At 69.8% G+C, this 24220-nt stretch carries 21 protein-coding genes, 3 tRNA genes and 1 pseudogene; 7 read left to right on the forward strand and 18 right to left on the reverse strand.

Annotation, left to right across the window (positions count from 1 at the left end):
• Positions 1-60: 60 nt before the first annotated feature.
• The 4 genes from ABC337_RS02170 to ABC337_RS02185 all read left to right on the forward strand — a co-directional run bounded on the left by ABC337_RS02170 (position 61) and on the right by ABC337_RS02185 (position 3971).
• On the forward strand, positions 61-1272 hold the full coding sequence (locus ABC337_RS02170; protein WP_412882551.1) for a sensor histidine kinase: 1212 nt from the start codon (positions 61-63) through the stop codon (positions 1270-1272).
• Between the two features lie 65 nt (positions 1273-1337).
• Complete coding sequence (locus tag ABC337_RS02175; protein ID WP_290258397.1) at positions 1338-2057, forward strand: LytR/AlgR family response regulator transcription factor; 720 nt, start codon at positions 1338-1340, stop codon at positions 2055-2057.
• The gene (locus ABC337_RS02180) at positions 2054-2497 is read left to right on the forward strand and encodes a DUF485 domain-containing protein (RefSeq protein ID WP_412882550.1); all 444 of its coding nucleotides are present in this window, start codon (positions 2054-2056) and stop codon (positions 2495-2497) included. The genes ABC337_RS02175 and ABC337_RS02180 overlap by 4 nt, the downstream gene beginning before the upstream one ends.
• Positions 2498-2504: 7 nt before the next feature.
• Entirely contained in the window at positions 2505-3971 is a 1467-nt protein-coding gene (locus tag ABC337_RS02185; RefSeq protein ID WP_290258399.1) for a sodium/solute symporter, read from the forward strand.
• Positions 3972-4005: 34 nt separating this feature from the next.
• Here the strand turns inward: ABC337_RS02185 and ABC337_RS02190 are convergent, their stop codons facing one another.
• The 6 genes from ABC337_RS02190 to rpsB form a co-directional block, all read right to left on the reverse strand.
• Positions 4006-4584 carry a DivIVA domain-containing protein gene (locus ABC337_RS02190; protein WP_290258577.1) on the reverse strand — a complete coding sequence of 193 codons (579 nt, stop codon included), beginning with the start codon at positions 4582-4584 and terminating at the stop codon, positions 4006-4008.
• A gap of 146 nt (positions 4585-4730) precedes the next feature.
• Positions 4731-5651 carry a phosphatidate cytidylyltransferase gene (locus tag ABC337_RS02195; RefSeq protein WP_364137075.1) on the reverse strand — a complete coding sequence of 307 codons (921 nt, stop codon included), beginning with the start codon at positions 5649-5651 and terminating at the stop codon, positions 4731-4733.
• Complete coding sequence (frr, locus tag ABC337_RS02200) at positions 5651-6208, reverse strand: ribosome recycling factor (RefSeq protein ID WP_290258401.1); 558 nt, start codon at positions 6206-6208, stop codon at positions 5651-5653. Before frr ends, ABC337_RS02195 begins: the two co-directional genes overlap by 1 nt.
• 75 nt (positions 6209-6283) lie before the next feature.
• Positions 6284-7021: a UMP kinase gene (gene pyrH, locus ABC337_RS02205; RefSeq protein WP_290258402.1), complete on the reverse strand. Its 738-nt coding sequence runs from the start codon at positions 7019-7021 to the stop codon at positions 6284-6286.
• A 153-nt stretch (positions 7022-7174) separates the two neighbouring features.
• Positions 7175-8011 (reverse strand): translation elongation factor Ts, encoded by an 837-nt coding sequence (gene tsf, locus ABC337_RS02210; protein WP_290258403.1) that lies wholly within the window; start codon positions 8009-8011, stop codon positions 7175-7177.
• Positions 8012-8149: 138 nt separating this feature from the next.
• Positions 8150-9028 carry a 30S ribosomal protein S2 gene (gene rpsB, locus ABC337_RS02215; protein ID WP_412882549.1) on the reverse strand — a complete coding sequence of 293 codons (879 nt, stop codon included), beginning with the start codon at positions 9026-9028 and terminating at the stop codon, positions 8150-8152.
• A gap of 504 nt (positions 9029-9532) precedes the next feature.
• On the opposite strand from rpsB, the pseudogene ABC337_RS02220 reads away from it, so the two are divergent.
• Positions 9533-10120 (forward strand): annotated as a pseudogene (locus ABC337_RS02220) (murein hydrolase activator EnvC family protein); the annotation flags it as partial.
• A gap of 78 nt (positions 10121-10198) precedes the next feature.
• Here ABC337_RS02220 and ABC337_RS02225 read toward each other — a convergent pair.
• The 6 genes from ABC337_RS02225 to ABC337_RS02250 all read right to left on the reverse strand — a co-directional run bounded on the left by ABC337_RS02225 (position 10199) and on the right by ABC337_RS02250 (position 15617).
• Complete coding sequence (locus ABC337_RS02225) at positions 10199-11389, reverse strand: acyl-CoA dehydrogenase family protein (RefSeq protein ID WP_377972256.1); 1191 nt, start codon at positions 11387-11389, stop codon at positions 10199-10201.
• 235 nt (positions 11390-11624) lie between these two features.
• Positions 11625-11701 (reverse strand) — tRNA-Ile (locus ABC337_RS02230).
• Between the two features lie 100 nt (positions 11702-11801).
• Complete coding sequence (locus tag ABC337_RS02235; protein ID WP_364137319.1) at positions 11802-13001, reverse strand: glycosyltransferase; 1200 nt, start codon at positions 12999-13001, stop codon at positions 11802-11804.
• Positions 13002-13101: 100 nt separating this feature from the next.
• Positions 13102-14007: a DMT family transporter gene (locus tag ABC337_RS02240; protein ID WP_412882548.1), complete on the reverse strand. Its 906-nt coding sequence runs from the start codon at positions 14005-14007 to the stop codon at positions 13102-13104.
• Positions 14007-14675, reverse strand: a complete 669-nt coding sequence (locus ABC337_RS02245) for a CDP-alcohol phosphatidyltransferase family protein (RefSeq protein WP_412882547.1) — start codon at positions 14673-14675, stop codon at positions 14007-14009. The genes ABC337_RS02240 and ABC337_RS02245 overlap by 1 nt, the downstream gene beginning before the upstream one ends.
• A 54-nt stretch (positions 14676-14729) precedes the next feature.
• The gene (locus ABC337_RS02250) at positions 14730-15617 is read right to left on the reverse strand and encodes a phage holin family protein (RefSeq protein WP_412882546.1); all 888 of its coding nucleotides are present in this window, start codon (positions 15615-15617) and stop codon (positions 14730-14732) included.
• A 264-nt stretch (positions 15618-15881) separates the two neighbouring features.
• On the opposite strand from ABC337_RS02250, the gene ABC337_RS02255 reads away from it, so the two are divergent.
• Together ABC337_RS02255 and ABC337_RS02260 are read left to right on the forward strand one after the other, a co-directional pair.
• Entirely contained in the window at positions 15882-17105 is a 1224-nt protein-coding gene (locus ABC337_RS02255; protein ID WP_412882545.1) for a multidrug effflux MFS transporter, read from the forward strand.
• A gap of 156 nt (positions 17106-17261) precedes the next feature.
• Positions 17262-17669 (forward strand): hypothetical protein, encoded by a 408-nt coding sequence (locus tag ABC337_RS02260; RefSeq protein ID WP_412882544.1) that lies wholly within the window; start codon positions 17262-17264, stop codon positions 17667-17669.
• A 53-nt stretch (positions 17670-17722) separates the two neighbouring features.
• Here the strand turns inward: ABC337_RS02260 and ABC337_RS02265 are convergent.
• From ABC337_RS02265 to ABC337_RS02290, 6 genes are all read right to left on the reverse strand, one after another.
• Positions 17723-17795: transfer RNA gene (locus ABC337_RS02265), tRNA-Asn, on the reverse strand.
• A gap of 125 nt (positions 17796-17920) precedes the next feature.
• Positions 17921-17993, reverse strand: a tRNA-Asn gene (locus ABC337_RS02270).
• Positions 17994-18074: 81 nt separating this feature from the next.
• A complete protein-coding gene (gene dnaG / locus ABC337_RS02275; RefSeq protein ID WP_412882543.1) occupies positions 18075-20078 on the reverse strand; it encodes a DNA primase in 2004 nt (667 codons plus the stop codon).
• A 25-nt stretch (positions 20079-20103) separates the two neighbouring features.
• Positions 20104-21393, reverse strand: a complete 1290-nt coding sequence (locus ABC337_RS02280; RefSeq protein ID WP_364137057.1) for a deoxyguanosinetriphosphate triphosphohydrolase — start codon at positions 21391-21393, stop codon at positions 20104-20106.
• Positions 21386-22564 carry a tRNA dihydrouridine synthase DusB gene (gene dusB / locus ABC337_RS02285; protein ID WP_290258413.1) on the reverse strand — a complete coding sequence of 393 codons (1179 nt, stop codon included), beginning with the start codon at positions 22562-22564 and terminating at the stop codon, positions 21386-21388. Before dusB ends, ABC337_RS02280 begins: the two co-directional genes overlap by 8 nt.
• 47 nt (positions 22565-22611) lie before the next feature.
• Positions 22612-24075 carry a YibE/F family protein gene (locus tag ABC337_RS02290; RefSeq protein WP_412882542.1) on the reverse strand — a complete coding sequence of 488 codons (1464 nt, stop codon included), beginning with the start codon at positions 24073-24075 and terminating at the stop codon, positions 22612-22614.
• Between the last annotated feature and the right edge of the window lie 145 nt (positions 24076-24220).

Below are 24220 nucleotides of genomic sequence, written 5' to 3' on the forward strand. Positions count from 1 at the left end.
CCAGCGGTCGCCGCGCTGCGACAAACGGCGGACCGCCCGGCCGGGCGCTACGCTGGCAGCATGCCGGACTCCCCCCTGGTCAGCGCCGCGGCCGTCGCCGTGATCGCGCTGGCGATCGCCGTCGTCATCGCCGTCGGACTCAAGGTCCTGCGCTCCTTCCGCGACCTCGGCACCGACGCCGAACGCGCCACCTATAAGACCCTGCACGCCGCATCCCGGGCCGGCCAGCACCTGCGGACCGGCCTGAACCCCGCCGGTGCGGGCAAGGCCAGCCGGCAGCTGCGCGGGCTGCTCGGCTGCGACGGGTTCGCCATCACGGACACCACGGGCGTCCTGGCCTGGGACGGCGCCGCCGAGGAACTCCGCCCGGTCCTGATGGAGGTGGCCGCGAGCGTGCTGGCGGGCGGCCACACCGCCGTGATCCCCGCCGGGGAGCTGCGGGCCCCGGGCGGCCGCGCCCCCGCCGGCGCGCCCGGGTCCGGCTACGCGGCGGTCATTGCGCCCATCCGGGTGGGGTCCGGGGTGGCGGGCGCGGTGGCCGCGTTCGCACCCGAGGCGGGGTCCGGCCTGGTCCGGGCCACCGGCGAGGTGGCGGACTGGGTGGCCACCCAGGTGGAACTGGCCGAACTCGACGCCTCCCGGACACTTCTGATGGAGGCGGAGGTGCGGGCGCTGCGGGCCCAGATCAGCCCGCACTTCATCTACAACTCGCTGAACGCGATCGCGTCCTTCATCAACACGGATCCGGTGCGGGCGCGGGAGCTGGTGGTGGAGTTCGCCGACTTCACCCGCTATTCGTTCCGCCGGCACGGGGACTTCACCACCCTGGCCGAGGAGCTGCGCTGCATCGACCGGTACCTGCTGCTGGAGCGCGCCCGCTTCGGCGAGCGGGTGCAAGTCAGCCTGCGGATCGCGCCGGAGGTGCTGAGCACGGTCATCCCGTTCCTGAGCCTGCAGCCGCTGGTGGAGAACGCCGTCCGGCATGGCCTGGAGGCCAAGGAGGGGCCCGGACACATCAGCATCACGGCCAACGATTCGGGTGCATTCGCCGAGGTGACGATCGAGGACGACGGCGTCGGCATGGACCCGGAGCAGCTGCGCTCGGTGCTGGCCGGGCACAGCGGCGGCGACCACGTGGGCCTGCACAACGTGGATGCCCGGCTGCGGCAGGTCTACGGCGAGGACAACGGCCTGGTGATCGAGACGGCGCCCGGCGAGGGCACGCTGATCACCCTGCGCGTCCCGAAGTCCCAGCCCCGCCACGACGCCTGAACCGACGCCCGGCCCACGCCGCCATGGCGCCCGTCGGGGCGCCGGCACGGCGGTACCCTAGGACCATGATTAACGTCCTCGTCGCCGACGACGAGCTGCCCGCCGTGGAGGAGCTGGCGTTCCTGCTGGGACGGGACGACCGGATCGGCACCATCCACCGCGCCTCCTCCGGCGCCGAGGCGCTCCGCACTTTGGAGAGCGCCGACGTAGACGCCGTCTTCCTCGACATCCACATGCCCGCCCTCTCCGGCCTGGACATCGCCCGGGTGATCGCCCGCAGCGCCCGGCCGCCCGCCGTCGTCTTCGTCACCGCCGACGAGGACTGCGCGCTGGAGGCCTTCGAGCTCGCGGCCGTGGACTACCTGCTCAAACCCGTCCGCGCCGAGCGGCTGGCCCGGTCCGTGGGCCGGATCAGCGAGCTGCTGCGCGACGGCGGACCAGCCCCGGAAATGATCACCGTGGACCTCGGCGGCACCACCAAGATGATCCGCCGCGACGACGTCACCTACGTCCAGGCCCAGGGCGACTACGCCCGGCTGCACACCGCGGACGCCAGCTACCTGATCCGGGTGCCGCTGGCGGACCTGGAGCAGCAGTGGGCCGAGGCCGGTTTCCTGCGCATCCACCGCTCCTACCTGGTGTCGCTGGCCCACGTCGGGCACCTGAAGCTGGCGGCGGGCCGGCCCAGCGTGGCGGTGGCCGGCGCCGAACTGCCGATCAGCCGCCGGCATCTGCCCCCGGTCCGGGAAAAGCTGGAGGCCACCCGGATCCGGCCGCAGGCATGACCCGGGTCAGGGTCACCGCCCCGCGCCGCGTCACCACGGGCGCCGGCGCCGCTGCTTCGGGGGCCGGGTCCGCTGGTTCCGGCACTGCGGGGTCGGGCACCGCAGGCGCCGCCGGTTCCGCGCTGGGCAGAGCCGCGGGCGAGGCACGCAAGGCGGCGGAGGAGACCGACGCCGGGCAGGTCTTCGTCCGCGCCCTGATCCGGTCCCAGCTCCGGCTCGGGATTGTGGTGGCCGCCGGGTTCCTGCTGATCATGCTCGGTTTCGCGCTCCTGCTGGGCCTGGTGCCGGGACTCGCCGAGCTGCGGATCGCCGGCCTGCCCTTCGACTGGGTGCTGCTCGGCGCCGGGATCTATCCGGTGATCGGGCTCAGCGCCTGGCTCTATGTCCGGACCGCGGCCCGCAACGAGGCCCGCTACCGCGACCTCGCCGGCGAGCGGTGAGGCGGCCATGAACCCGGTGGTCGGCGTCGCCGCCTTCGCCGCCGTCACCCTCGCCACCGCCGTCATCGGCTTCTACGGCCTGCGGATCTCCCGCACCACCGGGGACTTCTACGTCGCCTCCCGCACCGTCCGGCCCTGGTGGAACGCTTCGGCCATCGGCGGCGAATACCTCTCCGCGGCCAGCTTCCTCGGCGTGGCCGGGCTGATCCTGCTCTCGGGCACCGACGCCCTCTGGTATCCGGTGGGCTACACCGCCGGGTACCTGATGCTGCTGCTGTTCGTGGCGGCCCCGCTGCGCCGCTCCGGCGCGTACACCATCCCGGACTTCACCGAGGCGCGGCTGGAATCCCGGGCCGTCCGCCGGGTCACCAGCCTGGTGGTGGTGATGGTGGGCTGGCTGTATATCGTCCCGCAGCTGCACGGCGCGGCGCTGGCCATCCGGATCACCACCGGGCTGCCGGCCTGGGTGGGCCAGGTGGCCGTGATCGCCGTCGTCTGCGTCACCGTGATGGCCGGCGGGATGCGCTCCATCACCTTCGTCCAGGCCTTCCAGTACTGGCTGAAACTCACCGCTTTGGCCGTGCCGCTGCTGTTCCTCCTGCTGGTGCTCGCCGGCACCGGCACCCCCGCCGTGGCCGAGGCGCCGGTGAACCCCACCGGGCTGCCGCCGGCGGGTCCGTACCAGAACATCTCGCTGCTGGTGGCGCTGCTCTTCGGGACGCTGGGCCTGCCGCACGTGCTGGTGCGTTTCTACACCAACCCGGACGGCCAGTCGGCGCGGCGGACCACCCTGATCGTGCTGGGGCTGCTGTCCGTGTTCTACCTCTTCCCCACCGCGTACGGGCTGATCGGGCGGGTCTTCGCCCCCGGCGCCGCGGGGGCGGGCCAGGCCGACGCGCTGGTGCTGCTGTTGCCGGGCCGGATGATCGGCGGCCTCGCCGGGGACCTGCTCTCCGCCCTGGTGGTGGCCGGGGCGTTCGCGGCGTTCCTGTCCACCACGTCCGGGCTGGTGGTCTCGCTGGCCGGCGTGATCAGCCAGGACATCCTGGGCGGCAGCGTCCGCGGGTTTCGGCTCGCGGCGCTGTTCTCGGCGGTGGTGCCGTTGGGGATCGCCGCGACGACGGATTCGACGGCGCTGGCCGGGAGCGTGGGGCTGGTGTTCGCCTTCACCGCCTCGACCATCTGCCCGGTGCTGCTGCTGGGGATCTGGTGGCGGGGCCTGACCGACGCCGGGGCGATCGCGGGAATGCTGACCGGGGCGCTGGCCTGCGGCGGTTCGATGCTGGCCGGCGCGGTGCTGGGTGCGGCGGGGACGCCGTCGTGGCTGGCGCAGCCCGCGGCCTGGACGGTGCCGGCCGCGTTCGCCGTCATGGTCCTGGTGTCCCGGGCCACCCGGGACCGGGTGCCGCGCAGCATCACCCGGCTGATGACCCGGCTGCACACCCCCGAGCGGCCGCTCGTGACGGAGCGCTAGCGCGGGTCAGCTAGCGGCCGGTCGCTAGAGCCGGTCAGTCGATCGCCGCCATGAGTTCGACCACTTTGTCCAGGAACGCATCCACCTGGGTTTCCTCGTAGCCGTCGCGGCCGACGGCGGGCCGGAAGGTGGCGCGGCGGACGTTGTCCACGCTGAGCGGCTGGTCCTCGTCCAAGTAGCCGATCAGCTCGTGGCAGAGGCCGTCGACGTCGGCGATGTTGTAGCTGCGGACCTTGGCCTTTGCCGGCCGGCGGAAGCGCTGCCCGTCCGGGCGGTGCAGCCGGCCGCGGAGCAGCCCGGCCAGCCGGCCGATCTCGCGCAGCCAGGCATCCTCGCCGCGTTCGCCGACCAGTTCGTCGCGTTCCCGGCGGGCCAGGGCGTCCTCGAGCCGGTCCAGGGCCGCGTCCACGGCGGCGGCAGCGTAGCCGCCCTTGACCGGGTCGAAGGTGACGGCGCGGACATCGGCGCTCTTGACCACGCGCTCGGCGGCCTGCGGGGTCTCGAAGGACACCCGGGCCTGCCGCAGGAACTGGTCCACCTGCTTGGCGTTGTAGCCGTACTGGTTGCGCTGGACGCGGTCAAAGGAGGCAGGGATCTGCCGGTTGAGGTCCACTCGGTTGCTGTCCACTGTTTACTTCTTATCCTTCGAGGCCGTGCGGCTCTTGTTGTGCGGCACTGGTTTGTCCGGCTGTGCCGGATCCGTGTACGGCGCTTTTTACGGGCACCATTGTAGGCGCCGGGGCGGGGTCGTCCGCCCGCTCAGCCACCCGCGGCGGCGGAGAAAATCATGAAGGCCACCGGCGAGGCGAAGACGATGGAGTCCAGCCGGTCCATCACTCCCCCGTGGCCCGGAAGGCTGTTGCCCATGTCCTTGATGCCAAGCTCCCGCTTGACCATGGACTCGGCGAGGTCGCCGGCGGTCGCGGCTCCCACCATGCCCACGGCCAGGGCGGCGCCGAACCACCACGGCTCGCCGAGGACGAAGATCGAGGCCAAAACGCCGACGACGACGGCCCCGCCCACGGACCCGGCGAAGCCCTCCCAGGACTTCTTCGGGCTGATCTTGGGCGCCATCGGGTGCTTGCCGAGGGAGGCGCCGACGAGGTAGCCGAAGGTGTCGTTGGAGACCACCAGCAGCAGCAGGGTGCCGATCTGCCAGGCCCCGACGGGCACCACGCCGTTCGGCCAGAAGCCCACCGGGGTGATCCCGCCGGAGGCATGCAGCGGCAGGACCGCGAAGCTGATCAGGAAGGGTACCCACGCCATGGTGAAGACGCCGGCGAAGATGCTGCGGGCCGAGCCCGCGGCGCCCTCCAGCGACCGCCACAGCAGCACCGCGACGCTGCTGAGCAGGAACGCGAACATGAGGCTTTCCGGGCCGCCGAAGTAGGCGGAGACCGGCATCGCCACGGTGCCGGTCATCGCGGGGATGATCGGCAGCCGGGTGCCGGAGGCCTCCAGGGCCCGGTAGACCTCCCAGACGCCGAAGACCGCGAAGGCGGTGACGATCAGGACGAAGGCCAGGGGCAGGAACAGCAGGCCGCCGAGCACCGCAAAGAGCATGGCGAGGCCGACGGCCGTTGCGGCGGGAAGATTCCTGCCCGCCTTGGGCGTCGGGTTCTTCCGCTCTTTCCCCCTCACCCGGACGCGCGGCCCGGGTGCCTGCTGTTCGCCTGTCATCAGACCTCGAGCAGCTCGGCTTCCTTGCGCTTGAGCAGCTCGTCGATGCCGTCGACGTGGGACTTGGTCAGGGCGTCCAGTTCCTTCTCGGCACGGGTTCCCTCGTCCTCGCCGGCTTCGCCGTCCTTAACCAGCTTGTCCAGGGTTTCCTTGGCCTTGCGGCGGATGTTGCGGATGGACACCTTGGCGTCCTCGCCCTTGGACTTGACGATCTTGACGTATTCCTTGCGGCGTTCCTTGGTCAGCTCAGGGATGGTGACCCGGATGACGTTGCCGTCGTTGGAGGGGTTGGCGCCCACCTCGGAGTCGCTCAGGGCGCGTTCGATGTCCCGCAGCGCGGTCTTGTCGAACGGGGTGATGAGGATGGTGCGGGCGTCCGGCACCGCGAAGGACGCCAGCTGCTGCAGCGGGGTCGGCGAGCCGTAGTACTCCACCATGACCTTGTTGTACAGGCCCGGGGTGGCGCGGCCGGTGCGGATCGAGGCGAAGTCTTCCTTGGCAACCTCGACCGCCTTGTCCATCTTGTCGCCGGCTTCGAGCAAGGTCTCTTCGATCACGTTCTCTCCTCAGAAATTTGGTGCGCGCCCCAGAGCCCGGGGAGCTGAACTGTCCTCAAACCATCCTAGCCGGAGCTAGGGGGTGACCACGGTGCCCAGGTCCTCGCCGCGGATCGCGCGGGTGACGTTGCCCTCGCCCTCCATGCCGAAGACGACCATGGTGAGGTTGTTGTCCTTGCACATGGTCATGGCGGTCTGGTCCATGACGCGGATGTCGCGGCGCAGGGCCTCGTCGTAGCTGAGCTTGTGCAGCTTCTCCGCGGTGGGATCCTTCTTCGGGTCGGCGGTGTAGACGCCGTCGACGCCGCTCTTGGCCATCAGGACGACGTCGGCGTGCACCTCCATGGCGCGCTGCGCGGCGACGGTGTCGGTGGAGAAGTAGGGCAGCCCCGCGCCGGCGCCGAAGATCACAACGCGGCCCTTCTCCATGTGGCGGATGGCGCGGCGCGGGATGTACGCCTCGGCGACCTGGCCCATGGTGATGGCGCTCTGCACGCGGGTCTCGACGCCGGCCTGCTCCAGGAAGTCCTGCAGCGCCAGGCAGTTCATAACCGTGCCGAGCATGCCCATGTAGTCGGCGCGGGAGCGGTCCATGCCGCTCTGCGAGAGCTCGGCACCGCGGAAGAAGTTGCCGCCGCCGACGACGATCGCGACCTCGACGTCCGGGACGGCCGCGGCGATCTGCTTGGCGACCCCGCGGACGGTATCCGGGTCGACGCCCAGCTTGCCGCCGCCGAAGACCTCGCCGGAAAGCTTGAGGAGGACGCGGCGCCGCGTCTTCGTTGGCTGGGCGGAATTGTTGACGGTATCCATGGTGCCTTCCCGTTGGTGAGCTCTCAAAAGGTTATCGTGCCGGGGCCCGGCGGCGGCATTCCCCGCCGCCCGGGTCCCGGCGCAGGCGCCCGGGGGTCTCCTGCGCATGCAAAAGGGGTGGCCACCGAAGTGACCACCCCCTGGCGTTGCCGGTTAGGAACCGACGCGGAAGCGTGCGAAGCCGGTAGCCTTCACGCCGGCCTCTTCGAGGACGGCGGCGACGGACTTCTTGGCGTCCTTGGCGAATGCCTGGTCAACCAGGACCTCGCCCTTGTAGAAGCCGGTGACGCGGCCTTCGACGATCTTGGTCATCGCAGCTTCGGGCTTGCCCTCGGCCTTTGCGGTTTCCTCGGCGATGCGGCGCTCGGACTCGACCAGCTCGGACGGGACGTCCTCGCGGGTCAGGTAGTTCGGGGCCATGGCGGCGATGTGGACGGCGACGTCGTGGGCGGCGGCGGTGGCGGCTTCGCCTTCACCGTCGACGGCGAAGAGGACGCCGACCTGGGCCGGGAGGTCCTTGGACGTCTTGTGCAGGTACGCGTCGACGGTCGGGGCCTCGATGCGGGCGATGCGGCGGACGACGACCTTCTCGCCCAGGATGGCGCCTTCTTCGACGACAACCTCGGAGAGCGGCTTGCCGTCAACGTCGGTGGCCAGCAAGGCCTCGAGGTCGGCAGCGCCGGACTCGACGGCGACGGTCAGGACCTTGTCGGCCAGCTGGATGAACTTGTCAGCCTTGGCAACGAAGTCGGTCTCGCAGTTGACTTCGACCATCACGCCGACGCCATTGGCGACCTTGGCGGCAACCAGGCCCTCGGCCGTGGAGCGGCCTTCGCGCTTGGTGGCACCCTTGAGGCCCTTGATGCGGATGATCTCGATGGCCTTCTCGGCGTCGCCGTTGGCCTCGTCGAGAGCCTTCTTGACGTCCATCATGCCAGCGCCGGTGCGCTCGCGCAGGGCCTTGATGTCAGCAGCAGTGTAGTTCGCCATGTGAACCCCTCTGTCTAGAAAATTTTGTCTGGTGTACGGACCGACAGGACGGCTGCTCACGCAGAGTGAGCGGCCATCCTGTCGGTACCCCCGCGCGCTGCGGGCAGCGCGCGGGGAAGTGCGGCTATGCCGGGGTGACTACTTGGCGTCGTCCGCGGCCGGGGCCTCGGCGGCTTCCGGAGCAGCTTCGGCGGCCGGAGCAGCGTCGGCAGCCGGAGCAGCGTCGGCGGCCGGGGCAGCCTCTTCGGCCTTGTTGCCTTCGAGGAGCTCGCGCTCCCACTCGGCCAGCGGCTCTTCCGGGGCTTCCGTGGTGCCCGTGGCGCGCTGGTTGCGGGCGATCAGGCCCTCGGCAACGGCGTCGGCAACGACGCGGGTCAGCAGGTTCACGGAGCGGATGGCGTCGTCGTTACCCGGGATCGGGAAGTCAACTTCGTCCGGATCGCAGTTGGTGTCCAGGATGGCCACAACCGGGATGTTCAGCTTCTTGGCTTCGTCGACGGCGAGGTGTTCCTTCTTGGTGTCGACAACCCACAGGAGCGAAGGCGCCTTGGTGAGGTTGCGGATACCGCCGAGGTTGGTCTCCAGCTTGGTCAGCTCGCGACGCAGGAGCAGCAGTTCCTTCTTGGTGTAAGCGGAACCGGCGACGTCGTCGAAGTCGATCTCTTCGAGTTCCTTCATGCGCTGGATGCGCTTGGAAACCGTCTGGAAGTTGGTCAGCATACCGCCGAGCCAACGCTGGTTGACGTACGGCTGGCCGACGCGGGTGGCCTGCTCGGCGATGGCTTCCTGTGCCTGCTTCTTGGTACCAACGAAGAGGACGGTGCCGCCGTGTGCGACGGTGGCCTTCACGAACTCGTAGGCACGGTCGATGTAGGACAGCGACTGCTGCAGGTCAATGATGTAGATGCCGTTGCGCTCCGTGAAGATGAAGCGCTTCATCTTCGGGTTCCAACGACGGGTCTGGTGTCCAAAGTGGACGCCGCTGTCAAGCAGCTGGCGCATGGTTACGACGGGCATGCCGACGCTCCTTCCGGCAGGTCATTCATGAGAGAGCCGTGAGGCACTCTTACCCTGCCAATAGTTGACGGTTGATTAGCAGCTCCCGGTTCCGGGAGCTCCTCCTGGTATCCACCGCGCTCCTCATCCGGACCATGGGGTCCGGACCGCAAGGGGCGCAGTCCTCGTAGGCCGGAGCGGTGCTTCGGCGGCAGAGGGCTGGATACGCGTAGTCAGCAAGCATTCCCGCACTCCTGAATGAGATGTGCTGCCTTCCGCGGCACGTCCGGGAAGGACAGCGCAACGAATCGGGGCATGAGGGAACAGCAAACTGCTCCACCTAGTGTACTACAGCGGGCCCCGCCCGACGGACGCGTTCGGGGCGCCGGGCGGGGGGTGCTTCGGGGTGCTGACGGGGCGCCGACTGCGGTGTCTTGAAGGGCGAATCCGGGGGCCTCGGTGGGGTTGTCCACATGGCGTCCCGGGCGCCTGTTCCGGCGCGGCCCCGGTCCCCATGCTGAAACCATGACCCTGTTCCCTGTGCTCCCGCTGCTGCTCGCCGTTGCGCTGGCCGGTTCCCTTGCGCCGGCGCCACCGCCGCGCCCTTCGGCAGCGTTTTCCGGCCAGGCGGCCGTCCGTGCTGCAGCCTTCGGAGCCGCGACGGCGTTGGCTTCTGGCCCCAAGTCGACGGCGGGCGGCGGGGCTTCGGCCCGCGGGGCGCGGGCGGTTCCGGCCCGCGCGGCGCCGGCACGGGGCTGGGCCTGGCCGCTCTCCCCCAGGCCCGCGGTGGTGCGCGGCTTCGATCCGCCGGACCGGCCGTGGCTCAGCGGCCACCGCGGGGTGGACCTGCGGGCCGAGGCCGGGGCTGTGGTCAGCGCACCGGCTCCGGGACGGGTCAGTTTCGCCGGCATGGTGGTGGACCGCCCGGTGCTGACCATCGATCACGGGGACGGTCTCCGGAGCAGCTTCGAACCCGTCGAGACGAGCCTGCGGGCCGGGGACCCGGTGGCGGCCGGATCCCCGGTGGGTGCGGTGGCAGCCGCGCAGTCCGGACCGCCCGGCCACTGCAGCGGCACGCCCTGCCTGCACTGGGGCGTCCGCCGCGGTGAGGAGTATCTGAACCCCCTCGGGTTCGTCCTGGACCTGCGGCCCTCGGTGCTGCTGCCGCCGGTCCGGGCGCCGGCGTCGGGTTTAGACGATCGCAGAGATTCCGGTGATGGCCCGGCCCGTGACCAGGGTGTTGATCTCGTGGGTGCCCTCGTAGGAGTAGATGGCCTCGGCGTCGGAGAAGACCTTCGCCATCTCGTAGTCGGAGACAATGCCGTTGCCGCCCAGGAGGCTGCGGCCAATCGCCACGGTCTCCCGCATCCGGGCCGTAGTGAAGGCCTTGGCCAGGGCAGACTGTTCGTCCTTGGCCTGGCCGGCGTCCTCGAGCTGGGAGAGCCGGACCATCATGCCCATCGAGCTGACGGTGTTGCCGAGCATCTGGACCAGCTGGTTCTGCACCAGCTGGAAGGAGGCGATCGGCCGGCCGAACTGGCTGCGTTCGACGGCATAGCGGCGGGCGACGTCGAACGCGGCCAGCTGCTGGCCGACGGCCTGCCAGGCCACGGAGAGGCGGGTGACCTTCAGGACCTTGTTGGTGTCGCGGAAGCTGTTGGCGTTCGCGAGCTTGAAGAAGTCGGGAACCACGACGTTTTCCAACGTGATGTCCGCGTTCTGGACCGTGCGCAGCGAGATCTTGTTCTCGATCTTGGTCGCGCCGTAGCCCTCGGTCTTCGTGTCCACCAGGAAGCCCTTCACCTGGTTGTCCTCGACATCGCGGGCGTAGATGACCACCCAGTCGGAGAAGGTGGCGTTGCCGATCCAGCGCTTGGCGCCGTTGAGGACCCAGTGGTCGCCCTCGCGCCGGGCGGTGGTGCGCGTGCCGCCGGCGACGTCGGAGCCGCCCAGCGGTTCGGTCAGGCCGAAGGCGCCGATCTTCTTCATCGAGTAGATCTCCGGCAGCCAGGCCTCCTGCTGCTCCTCGGAGGCCAGCGCCTCGATGGAGCCGGTGAACAGTCCGTCGTGGACGCCCATGAAGGTGGCGATCGAGGTGTCGGCGCGGGTCGTCTCGGCGTGCAGGATGCCGGCGAAGAGGTTGGAGTAACCCTGGCGCTTGACCGGGCTGACCAGGTCGATTTCGGCCAGCTTGGGGATCAGGTCCATCGGGAACTCGGCACGGTTCCAGCAGTCGACGGCGATCGGCTTGACCTCGCGGGCCAGGAACTCGCGGACCTCGGCCAGCCGGTCGCGCTCCTTGGCGCTGAGCAACTGCTCGAAGGCAAAGAAGTCGCCGTCGGCGTACGGGAGGTTGTTGACGTCGATTGCAGCCTTGGACATGGTGTTCCCTCACTTGTGATCAGCGGCGACCAGAACGGCGCGGGGAGATCCGCACCGATATGTTACTGGGCAGTAACTTACCGTGCGCGGAGAGGTGCCGCAAGTGACCTGGCCCACCCGCGGGGGCCACGGCATACAAAAAGAGCCGCGTCCGGGAGGCGGGCTTCCGGACGCGACTTGGGAATGCGGCGTCTGATGCGGGGAGGTGATGCGGACCGGCCAGGAGACCGGTCGATGGTAGGGCTACTCGGACTTGAACCGAGGACCTTAGGATTATGAGTCCCGCGCTCTAACCAGCTGAGCTATAGCCCCGTGGGACCCGGGGCACCGGCCGTGTCACGGCGGCCCCCGGGGCAAAACACTCTAGCAATAGTAGTCGCACCGGCCGGGCGCCACGGCCCGTGCGGGAGTGCTAGACCACCAGGTCGTCGTAGCTGGCGCCGCGGTAGATGTCCTCGAACGTCTGGAGGGTCCGCTCGATGCTGTGGTTCTCCACCATGCTGCGGCTGACCTTGCCCATGGCGGCGCGCTCGTCGGCCGGCAGCGACAGCACCGCGGTGATCTTGGCCGCCAGGTCGTCGCTGTCGTTCGGGGTGAAGAGGTAGCCGTTCTCGCCGTCGCGCACCAGGTGCGGCAGGGCCATCGCGTCGGCCAGGACCACGGGCGTGGAGGCGGACATGGCCTCAAGGGTCACCAGGGACTGCAGCTCCGCGGTGCCCGGCATGCAGAACAGGTCGGCGCCGAGGTACGCGCGGCGCAGTTCCTCGTCGCTGGCCAGGCCCAGGAAGCGCACCCGGTCCCCCAGGCCCAGGCGCTTGACCTGGGCCTCCAGGGCCGGTCGGACCTCGCCGCCGCCAACCACCTGCAGGTGGACGTCGAGGTTGGCCGGGGTCTTGGAGATGGCGTCGATCAGGACGTCGATGTGCTTTTCCTCGGCGAGGCGGCCCACGAAGAGCACGGTGGGGCTGGCGTTGACGGGAACTTCCTCCCCGGGCTTCAGCTCGTAGGCGGCGGCGTCGATGCCGTTGGAGAGCGGCAGCACCTTGCGAAGGAAGGCGTGGTCGTGCATCGCCTTGGCCGCGAGCGGGGTAGGGGTGGTCACGACGTCGGCCTGGCCCATGACCTTGCCCATGTCGCGCCAGGAGACGCGGCCCACGATGTCCTTGAACCACTGCGGGAACGGCAGGAAGGGGTTGAGGTTTTCCGGCATGAAGTGGTTGGTCGCCACGATCCGCACGCCACGGCGCACCGCCTCGTAGAGGACGTGCTCACCGATCATGTAGTGGCTCTGGATGTGCACGACGTCAGGCTTGACCCGGTCGAAGAGCAGCGCGATCTCCTTCTTGATCTCCCAGGGGAAGGTGATCCGGAAGCTCTCGTGCGTGGGCACGGAGTGGGAGCGCACGCGGTGCACGGTGGCCTCGTCGCGGAACTCGCTGTAGCTCTTGCCCTTGCTGGGGCGGGTGGCCAGGACGTGGACGTCGTGGCCGCGCCCGGTCATGCCCTTGGCGAGACGGTAGCCGAACTGGGCGGCTCCGTTGACGTCCGGCGGGTAGGTTTCGGCGGCGATCAGGATCGTCAGTTTCCTGCCGGGGTTGTCGGTCTGGGGCATGGTCACGGGGATGGCTCCTGGTGGTCACGGTGGGTAGCGGCGGCCGGCCGGCCGCCGGCGCAGGCGCGGCCAGCCGGCGCCTGAAGTCTGTGGCGTCGCCCTAGGGTCTCCGCGCCGCGGCCTTTCGCGCGTCTTTCTTGCGCTTGGTGACCTCGGGGTGGTGCCTGGACAGGGCGATCACTCCCACGATAGCAAGGAGAGCCGCGGCACCCATGGCGATCGCGGTCACGGCGTGGACATCGGGGCGCAGTTCGCCAAGGATCACGACGCCGATCGCGATGCCGATCATGGGATCGATCACGGTCAGGCCCGCGATGACCAGGTCCGGCGGACCGCCCGAGTAAGCGCTCTGCACGAACCACGACCCGAGGCCGCCGGCGGCGAGGATCGCCAGCAGGGTGTACCACTGCACGTTGAGCAGGAACAGCCCGTTGGGGTCCAGCAGGTGCCGGCCGATGATGCGGGTCAGGACGGCAACGAAGCCAAACAGCATGCCGGCGCCAATGATGTAAACGAAGGCGCTCATCCGGTGCTTGAAGAGCAGGGCCAGGGTGCCGAACAGGGCCACGACGAGGGCCAGCAGCAGCACCACCGTGAGCTCGTCCGCGGCGCTGACGTGGTGGTTCTCCTGGGTGACCGTGACGGCCAGGATCACAAACAGGGCGGAGCCGGTGACGCAGCAGCTGATCGCCACCACGGTGGCCCGGTTCATGCTCAGGCCCTGGTCCTTGGCGTTGATGACCGTGGTGATGACCAGCGCGATGGCGCCGATCGGCTGCACGACCGTCAGCGGCGCGGACACGAGGGCGATGGCGTTCATGGCCGTGCCGACGCACAGCAGCAGGAGCCCGAGGATCCAGCGCCGGTTGCGGATCAGCCGCAGCAGGCCGTTGGAGCTCAGAGCCAGGCCCCCGGTGTCTGCCTTGACCGCACTGCCCTGCCGTTGCGCGCCGAAAGCGAGGAAGAAGGCGCCGGCGACGGCCAGCACGACTGCCAGCCAGACCATCAGCGGGGCCCGCCGTCGTCGTTGGAACGTTCCTGCGGGTTCACGGCGGTGCTGCTTTCTGCGGCGGGCCGCTGTCCGCGGCCCTTGCGGATGATGGCCCAGAAGTAGTTGTAGGCGGCGATCCAGTGCCCGATCAGGCCGAGGCCCAGGCAGACCCAGGCCGCCACGAAGTAGCCCTCGGCGCCGGGCAGCTGCAGCTTCGAGAGCACCAGCAGGGGCGTGCCGAGGAGCAGCAGCGCGGTCCGGATCTTGCCGACCCGGCTGACCGGGAGGTCGGGGTGGCTGTGGAAGTAGTAGAGCGAGATGGCCATCAGGATCAGGTCGGGCACGAGGAGGGCGGTCAGGTACCACCACTCGACGACGCCGGCGATCACGAGGGTGACCGCGACGGCGATCAGGGCCAGCCGGTCCGCAATCGGGTCCATGATCCGGCCAAGGTTGGACATCTGGTTGAAGCGGCGTGCGATGTAGCCGTCCACCCAGTCGGTGCTGCCCATGAGGGCCAGGACCAGGGCTGCGGCACCGTACTCCTGTTTCGCGAGGACCAGCCAGATGAACAGCGGAACGCCGAGGAACCGCACCACGGTGAGGAGATTGGGGACGGTGAAGACCACATCCGAATGGATTTGGGGTTGGCCGGGACGCGCGCCAGCGCCGATGAACCTCATTCGGCCTCCCTTTCCGCTGCCGGTGTCCATTCGTCGTCGGGGTTTTCGGTCCTATCAGCCCTTGAGCAGGCGGCGCAGCAGGACGACGAAGGTGGTGGCGGCCGCCGCGAAGGCTGCCAGCGGCTTCCAGCGCTTGGCCAGTTCGGCGGCCGGAGCCGAGCCGGAGCTGCCGGTGGAGGGCCGGGCGCCGGGAGTGGTGGCGGAGGGGCCGCGGAGGGCGGCGATCCGGTCGTCGACCAGTTCCTTGCCCTCTTCGACGCGCTGCTGGCCGGCGGCGAGGAGGATCTGCGCCTGGGCCTTGAGGTCCAGTTCCTCGCCGAGTTCGTCGCGGACGCCGGTGAGGTGGCGGCGGCGCTGGTCCAGCCGGCGGCGCAGCTCATCTTCGGAGGGGGCGGGGCCGAGGTCGGGCTGTTCGGCCGCCTTCTTCGCTTCCTTCTCCGCCTTCGCCCGGGCTGCGGCCGCTTCCTTGGCGGCCTTCGCGGCCTTGGCTTGCGGCGTGTTCGGGTCGAGCACAGCCGGGTCGAAGGAGGAGCCCTCCTTGGCGATGCCGAGGTCGTACTTAAGCCCGCGGATGGTCTCCTCGGGGACCAGCGGCATGGCCTTCTTGAAGCGACTGACGCCGATCAGCCCCACGATCAGGGCGATGACCAGGAACAGGGCGCAGACCAGCAGGGCCGCGAGCCAGGCCGGCATGATCGTGGCCAGGCCCATGATGGCCGCCACGACGAGTCCGATGACCAGCAGCAGGACGAAAATCAGGGCGACGGCGGCGAAGGCCGCCGCGATGCCGAGCTGGATGCCCTTGCGCTTGAGTTCGGCCTTGGCGAAGGCAATCTCATCGTTGAGTTGCCGCGGTGCCAGCTTAAAGATCAGTTTCAAGGTCTTGGGCAACGCGGAAAGGCGCAGCCCCCCGCCGGTCCTGCCGGTGTGCCGTCCGCTCATCGGTTCCGCCTAACTGGTGCCATCTGTCGTTCTGCTTCCGCTGAAATGCCCGGGCCTGCGCGGCTGATTGCACGCCCAGGTGTCAAAACTATCATTCGGGGCGCCGACGGCGGCCAGCGGAGGGCGCGGGCGCCTGCGCGTCGGGTTTAGGCGACGCGCGCCGCGTCCTGCGCGGCGTCGTGCCCGGCGTCGTGCCGCGCGTCGTGCCCGGCGGCGGACGGCGGCGCTGTCCGTGCCGCCGCCCCGGCCCTAGGATTGACCTCTGTGCAGACACCCAGCAATCCGGGCGATTCCCTGACCCGCCGCCGCAAGCTTCTCTATATCCTCATGCTGGGCGCCCTGACGGCACTGGGACCCTTCACGGTGGACCTGTACCTGCCGGCCTTCCCGGCCCTGGAGGCCAGCCTCGGCGTCAGCGAGGCGGCGGTCCAGCTGACCCTGACCGGTACCACCGTGGGCTTCGCGCTCGGCCAGCTGGTGGTGGGACCGCTCAGCGACCGGTTCGGCCGCCGGATGCCGCTGATCCTCGCCACCGCCCTGCACATCGGCGCGTCCCTGGGGGCGGCCTCGGCCACGGACATCGGGACCCTCGGCCTGTTCCGGGTGCTCATGGGCATCGGCGCGGCGGGCGGCGGCGTCGTCGCCATGGCCATGGTGCGCGACCTGTTCAGCGGCTACGCCATGGTGCGGATGTTCTCCCGGATGGCACTGGTCAACGGCCTGGCCCCGATCCTGGCGCCGGTGATCGGCTCGCAGTTGCTCCTGCTGACGGCGTGGCCGGGCATCTTCCTGTTCCTGGCCGGCTACGGCAGCTGCGTGATCAGCGCGGCGCTGTTACTGGTCCGCGAGACGCTGCCGGCGCACCTGCGCGGCGCCTCTGGCATGACGATGCGCCAGCGCTACCGGGTGTTGTTCGCGGACCGCATCTTCGTGGGCACCCTGTTGCTGGGCGGCATGAACTTCGGTGGCCTCTTCACCTACCTCTCGGCCTCGCCCTTCCTCTTCCAGGACGTCTTCGGCTTCTCGGCCCAGCAGTACGGCCTGCTCTTCGGCATCAACTCCCTGGGGATCGTGGCCGGGGTGCAGACCAGCGCCCGGCTGATCAAGCGCGTCCCGCCCCAGTGGATCGTGGCCTGCTCAACGGCCTGGATGTTCCTGATGGCCCTGCTGATCGTCGTCTTCGACCGGGGCGGCCTGGGGCTGTGGGGCGTGATGGTGCCGCTGTGGTTCTACATCCTGGGGGCCGGCTTTACCTTCCCGTGCGTCCAGGTCCTGGCGCTGGCCAACCACGGCGCCCAGGCCGGCACGGCGGCGTCCCTGCTGGGTGCCGCGACCTTCCTCATGGCCGGGATCATCTCCCCCGTCGTGGGCTGGCTGGGCGTCGAGTCGGCGACGCCGATGGGCGCCGTGCAGGCCGGCTGTATTCTGCTGGCGGCGGCCGCGCTCTGGCTCGTGGTCCGGCCGCGGACGGTACCCTCCATCCACTGATCCGGCGCTCCTCGGGGGACTCTCCGGCTACGCGAGGGTGTCCCGCCCGGCGGCCCGCCCGGGTCCGTCCCTGGTGTTCGCCGGGACGCTCTGGGCGCCCGCTCGGGGCCGGTCCCGGCCCTGTTCCCGCCCGGCGGCGGGCGATAAGGTTGTGGTGTGCCCGAACGGCAGGACCTCCCTCCCCTCCCGGCCACGTGGCAGCGGTGCGATGACGGCATCCTGCCCCTGTGGTGGGAGCGGTTGTGTTCGCAGACCAGCCCCCAATCTGCGGCGCTCTACGCGGCCGGGCTCTTCACGGAGGACCGCCGTCGGCCGATCGCGCAGTGGTACAACCCCGCCGTCGACGCCGCCCTGTTGGTAGCCCCCGAGACGTCCCCGGAATGGCCGGTTCAGCGCTTCGGCATCTTCTACGCACCGCCGCGCGGCGGGTTCACCCGGGTGCATTCCGGCGCCCACGAATGGCATCCCCGCGAACCCCGGCAGTCCCCCACCGAGGAAGAGGCCTTCCAGGCCGCCGTCGGCGAGGCGGAACGCTTCCTGCAGGTGGAAATGTTCTTCGTCTGAGCGCAAGAAAAAGGCCCCGCAGCCGGCTGTTCGCCGGCCGCGGGGCCTGTCCGCTCCTCCTGCTGGACTTGAACCAGCAACCCTTCGATTAACAGTCGAATGCTCTGCCAATTGAGCTAAGGAGGAATGAAGCAGGTATGACATTAGCAAAGGTTTTACCGCTAAGGAAATCGGCCCCCGGCGCCTCGGCAGATACCCCCGCCGGGTATAAAAAAGTCCCCGCTCCGGCGGACCGGAACGGGGACTGTGCGCTCCTCCTGCTGGACTTGAACCAGCAACCCTTCGATTAACAGTCGAATGCTCTGCCAATTGAGCTAAGGAGGAATGAAGCGGGTACTAGCCTAGCAAACCCGCGGCCCGGAAGCGAAATCGACGGCCGCCGGGCCCCGGTTGCGGGGCAAGGCCTCAGGAATCGGCGCGCAAGGACCGCCGCTGCATCTCCAGTTCCATCAGCTCGCGGTTGAGTCGCTGGAACTCTTCCGGGTTCGCGGCGGCGTCGAGGCGCTGCAACTGGCCCATCTTGTCCGCCTTGACCCGCGTGATCTGCAGTTCGAACAGCCGCGCCAGGATGTCCCGGCAGTAGCGCTGCACGGCTTCCTCGGTGCTGGCCGGCAACGGCACCACCGAGAGCTCGGAGACGAGCGGACGGAGCGGTTCGGGCACCTCCTGGAGCAGCTCGGCGACCCAGCGGGCCGGATTCGCGGCCGAGGCCAGGCCCGTGGCGCGGATGGCCTCGTGGATGGCGAGGTAGGCCGGGGTGGAGAACCGCGCCTCGGAGAAGCGCTCCCAGGTGGTCCCCTCCAGCATCGAGGGTTGCTGCAGCACCACTTCCAGCGCCTGCCGTTCCATCGCCGCAACGGGGTCGCGGGGATCGGGGCGGTTGAACGCGGGCAGCGCGGCCGACGGCGGCAGCGGCGCCACCCCCGGTGCACCCGGGTTCTGGCCCTGCTGAGGGTAGCCACCCTGATTCTGGTAGCCCTGCTGGTTCTGTTGGTAGCCGCCCTGCTGGCCGGCGGAACCGAAGCCGTTGCCCTGGCCCGCTCCCCCGCGGCCGCCCTGCTGACCGGGACCGCCCTGGGTGCCGCGCTTCATGGCCGCGCCCACGGCCCGGCTGACGTCCTCCACGGGCATCCCGAGCCAGCCGGCGAGCTCGCGGGCGTAGGCCGGGCGCATGCCTGCGTCGCGGATCTGCGCCACGACGGGCGCGGACTCGCGCAGCGCCGAGATCCGGCCCTCCACGGTATCCAGGTTGTGCCGGCGCAGGGTAGCCCGGATGGCGAATTCGAAGAGCGGCCGGCGGGTGCCAATCAGGTCGCGTACGGCGGCGTCGCCCTTGGCCTGGCGCAGGTCGCAGGGGTCGGCCCCGGTGGGTTCGACCGCCACGTACGTCTGTGCGACGAACCGCTGGTCCTCCTCGAAGGCGCGCAGGGCGGCCTTCTGGCCGGCGGCGTCGCCGTCGAAGGTGAAGATGACCTCGCCTCCGCTGCCGTCATCGGAGAGCAGCCGGCGGGCGATCTTGATGTGGTCCGTGCCGAAGGCGGTGCCGCAGGTGGCCACCGCCGTCGTCACGCCGGCCAGGTGGCAGGCCATGACGTCGGTGTAGCCCTCCACGACCACCAACTGCCGGTCCTTGGCGATGGTGCGCTTGGCCAGGTCGATGCCGTAGAGGACCTGGGACTTCTTGTAGAGCGCCGTCTCCGGGGTGTTGAGGTACTTGGGGCCCTGGTCGTCCTCGTAGAGCTTCCGGGCGCCGAAGCCGATGGTGTCCCCCGCGATGTCGCGGATAGGCCAGATCAGCCGGCCGCGGAAGCGGTCATAGATGCCCCGGTTGCCTTCGGAAAACATCCCGGTCAGCTTGAGTTCAGCATCGGTGAAGCCGCGGCCGCGGAGGTGCTTGAGCAGCGAGTCCCAGCCCTGCGGGGCGTAGCCGACGCCGAACTGCTCGGAGGCCGCCCGGTCGAAGCCGCGGCCGTAGAGGAAGTTCCGGCCCTCGGCGGCACCCGGGGTCAGGAGCTGGGCGCGGAAGAATTCGTCGGCGATCTTGTGGGCGTCCAGGAGCCGCTGGCGGCGGCCGATCTCCTCGCGGTTGGGGCCGGAGCCGCCGTCCTCGTAGCGGAGCTCGTAGCCGATCCGGGCGGCGAGCTTCTCGACCGCCTCGTGGAAGGTGGTGTGGTCCAGCTTCTGCACGAAGGAGATCACGTCCCCGTCCTCGCCGCAGCCGAAGCAGTGGTACCGGCCCACCTGGGGGCGGACGGTGAAGGAGGGGGAACGCTCGTCGTGGAACGGGCAGAGGCCCTTGTAGGAGCCGAGGCCGGCGCCCTTGAGCGTGACGTAGCCGTCGACGACTTCCTTGATGTCGGTGCGCTGGCGCACCTCGTCGATGTCTTCGCGTTTGATCAGGCCGGCCACGGAGCCATCCTAGTCACTCCCGCTGTCACCACAGTGACGGTAGGCTGCCGACCAGCCGTTCATACATGGCCAGCGCGGAGCCGTCGGTCAGCGAGGCGACCTGGTCGATGACGACGCGCAGCCGCGCCCCGTCGTCGGCGGCGGCGCGCCAGTCCGCGGCGAACATCGGCTCGAGGTGCCGGTCGCCGGTGGCGTTCAGTGCCGTCACCAGGGCGTGCAGGACCTCGCGCTGGCGTTCGTAGATCGGCTGCCGGTGTTCGGTGGTCATCACGAAGGTGGTGGCCAGGCCCTTCATCACCGCGATCTCCATCACGGTCTCGTCCGGGACGATCAGTTCGGCGTTGTAGCGGGTGAGGTTCTCCGGCCCGTACACGGCGCGGGTGGTCTCCAGGGCGCTCTGGCAGAACCGGCCGATCAACTGGCTGGTCATGTCCTTCAGGGCCGCCATGGACTTGCGGCTGCCGTCGGCCTCGCGGACCCAGACGCTGGTGGCTTCGAGGCGGGCCAGGGCGGCGTCGATCGCGGCCGGGTCGTTGTGCGGCAGGTACCACTGTTTGGCGTAGCCGACCACGCGGGCGCGGTGGTCCGGGTTGTCCATCCAGCGCAACTGGAAGTGCCCCGCGACGATCGCGTCCTCGACGTCGTGCACCGAGTACGAGATGTCGTCGGCCAGGTCCATGACTTGGGCCTCGAGGCAGGAGCGCCGCTCCGGGGCCCCCTCCCGGATCCAGTCGAAGATGGGCAGGTCGTCCTCGTAGGCGCCGAACTTGCTGGTGCGCTGGCCGTGGATGACGGGCGCGTTTTCCGCCGACCAGGGGTACTTGGCGGCGGCGTCGAGGCTGGCCCGGGTCAGGTTCAACCCGGCCGGCCGGCCGTCTGCGGCGAGGACCTTCGGTTCCAGCCGGGTCAGCAGGCGCAGGGTCTGGGCGTTGCCCTCGAAGCCGCCGATCGCGTGCGCCACCTCGTTCAGGGCGGACTCGCCGTTGTGCCCGAAGGGCGGGTGGCCCAGGTCGTGGCTGAGGCAGGCTGTGTCCACGACGTCGGGATCGCAGCCCAGGGCACGGCCCAATTCACGGCCCACCTGGGCGACCTCGAGACTGTGCGTGAGCCGGGTACGGACGAAGTCGTCGGTATCCGGGGCGACCACCTGGGTCTTGGCGCCGAGCCGGCGCAGCGCCGAGGAGTGCAGGACCCGGGCACGGTCCCGTTCGAAGTCGGACCGGTAGGTGCTCTTCGGCGGCTCCTCGACCCAGCGGGCGGTGTCGCTCTCCACGTAGCCGTCCAGCACGGGGGCGGCGGTCCGGGTCTCAGCCACCGGAGACGTCCAGTTCGGCGGCGGCGATCTCCTGGGACTGCTCCGCGTTCAGGCGGCGGTCCAGCAGCCAGTCCTTGGGCAGGGCGGGTTTCTTCGGCGAGCCGGCGCGGCCGCGCGGACCCTCGGCGTCGACCCCCGGGTACGGCGAGTCGAGGTCCAACTCGTCCAAGGTGCCGCGGAGCACCTCCAGGCTGGTAACGAGGGCCAGCCGGTGGCGCAGGTCGCTGCCCACCACGTAGCCCTTGAGGTACCAGGCCATGTGCTTGCGGATCTCGCGCAGGGCCTTGCCCTCGTCCCCGAAGGTTTCCACCATCAGTTCGGCGTGCCGGTAGATACCCTCGGCTACCTGCCGCAGTCCGGGCTTGTGCCGGACGTCGCTGCCCTCGAATGCGGCCATCAGGTCGCCGAAGAGCCAGGGCCGGCCCTGGCAGCCGCGGCCCACGACGACGCCGTCGACGCCGGTTTCCCGGACCATGCGGACGGCGTCCTCGGCGGACCAGATGTCGCCGTTGCCCAGGACGGGGATGTCCGGGAGGGCCTCGCGCAGCCGGGCGATGGCGGACCAGTCGGCCTGCCCGGAGTAGAACTGGGCGGCGGTGCGCCCGTGCAGGGCGACGGCGGCGACGCCGGAGTCGCGGGCGATCCGGCCGGCGTCGAGGTAGGTCAGGTGGTCATCGTCGATGCCCTTGCGCATCTTGATGGTCAGCGGGATGTTGCCCTTGGAGGCTTCCTTGACGGCGGTCTGGACGATCGAGGTGAACAGGTCGATCTTCCAGGGCAGGGCGGAGCCGCCGCCGCGCCGGGTCACCTTGGGGACCGGGCAGCCGAAGTTGAGGTCGATGTGGTCCGCGCGGTCCTCCTCGACGAGCATCCGCACGGCCGCGCCGACGGTGACCGGGTCCACGCCGTAGAGCTGGACGGAGCGGACCTTTTCGTCGTCGTCGTGAGAGATGATGCGCAGCGATTCGGGGGTGCGCTCGACGAGGGCACGGGAGGTGACCATCTCCGCGACGTAGAGGCCGCCGCCGTATTCACGGCAGAGTCTGCGGAAGGCGGAGTTGGTGATGCCTGCCATCGGGGCGAGGATCACGGGCGTGTCCACCGTGATCGGGCCCAGCTTCAGGGGCGGCAGTTCCAGCTTGGGGGCGGGAGGGGTTGCTACAACAGTCACCCCTCCATTGTCTCAAAGCCGGACAAATCGAGGCCGCGCCGTGCCCGCTATGTGGAAACCGGGGCCGCGCGCCGTCCCCGGCGCTTCTCCGGCGGGGCATCCGGACCGGCGTCGACGGCCGGGGCCGGTTCCCGGCCGGCGGCGGGGCGCGGGTCCCGGTTGTCCGCGGGTCCCGGACTGCCTGCAACCGGCGCCGCGGGCCCTGCGCCCCGGAGGCCGGTGGCCTTGACCACCAGCACGGCGATCAGGGTGGTCACGGGGATTGCCAGGACGAGCCCGATCGACCCGACCAGGGTGCGGACCACCTCTTCTGAGAGTTCGGCGCTGGTCAGTGCGTCCCCGAGCGGGCGCTCGTAGAGCATCACGATGATCAGGATGGGCAGCGCCGCGCCCGCGTAGGCGAACGCGATGGTGTAGACGGTGGAGGCGATGTGGTCGCGGCCGATCCGCATGGCCGAGGCGAAGAGCTTCCGTGCCGAGGTCTCCGGCGCCAGTTCCCAGAGCTCCCAGACGGCGGAGGACTGGGTGATGGTGACGTCGTTGAGGACGCCGAGGCCGGAGATGATCAGCCCGCAGAGGATGATTCCGGAGATCGAGATGTGGTCCGAGACGTTGGCGAGCGTTGCGGCGTCGTGGTTCCCGACGCCGGCCAGGTTCGCCGCGTCCGTGGCCCAGGCTGCGAGCGCGGCGGTGATCGCCAGGCCGAAGATGGTGCCCAGCAGCGCCGTGGAGGTCCGCGCGGTGAAGCCGTGCGCGAAGTAGAGCACCCCAATCATGATCACGGTGGATCCGACCAGGGCCAGCAGCAGCGGCGGTTTGCCTTCCACGAGGCCGGGCAGCATGAAGGAGACCAGCACCGCGTAGGCGCCCACGAGGCCGATCAGCGCCCGCAGGCCGCGCCAGCGGGCGACGGCGATGACGACGACGGCGTAGAGCACCGCGAGCAGGATGATCGGCAGGGTCCGGACGAAGTCGACGAAGACGAACGCCGGGGAGCCGCCGGCGTCGGCGCCCTGGACCCGGGAGAGGTTGAGGTAGCGGATGTTGTCGCCGACCTTGACGCCGTGGGACTTGGCGACGTCGGGGTTGATCACCACTTTGACCGGGTTGCCGCCCTGGTCCGGTTCCGTCCAGGCGAAGGTGCACTGCGAGCCCGTTCCCGGTGCCTGCGGCTGGGGGGACGGCCCGTCGGCGGGCTGGCCCTGCTGCTGCGCCTGCGGCTGCCCCTGCGCTGGCGTTTGACCCTGTGTGGCGTCCATGCAGTTGCCCGTGACGACGCGCTGAATCTTCCCGGTGTCGAAGGTGACGCCGGGGGCGGCGGCGTAGGGGCTGGCGAGAGTGAGGCCTTCCTTGCTGCCGGAGGGCCAGAGGAGGATCATCGCCACGATGGTCAGGACGGTCAGTGGCGCCAGGACCGCGGCCAGGATCCAGTTGGCTTTCCGACGCGCGGCGAGGGCACGAGGCGACGGCGGGTCGGCCGGGTGCGGGGCGTGCGAGTGTCCGGCGCCCATCAGCAGGAGATCTCCATGCCGAAAATCCTACGGGGAGAACGTTGCCGCCCGGGCACGGTGGCACGGCGCACCCATCCCCGTCGTGGCGGGTTCCGAATCACCGCGGAACATAAACTCGGCGTGCGGGAACTTCGCCCGCGGGCCC

The sequence above is a fragment of the Arthrobacter phoenicis genome (genome assembly GCF_047238215.1).
GTDB lineage: Bacteria > Actinomycetota > Actinomycetes > Actinomycetales > Micrococcaceae > Arthrobacter.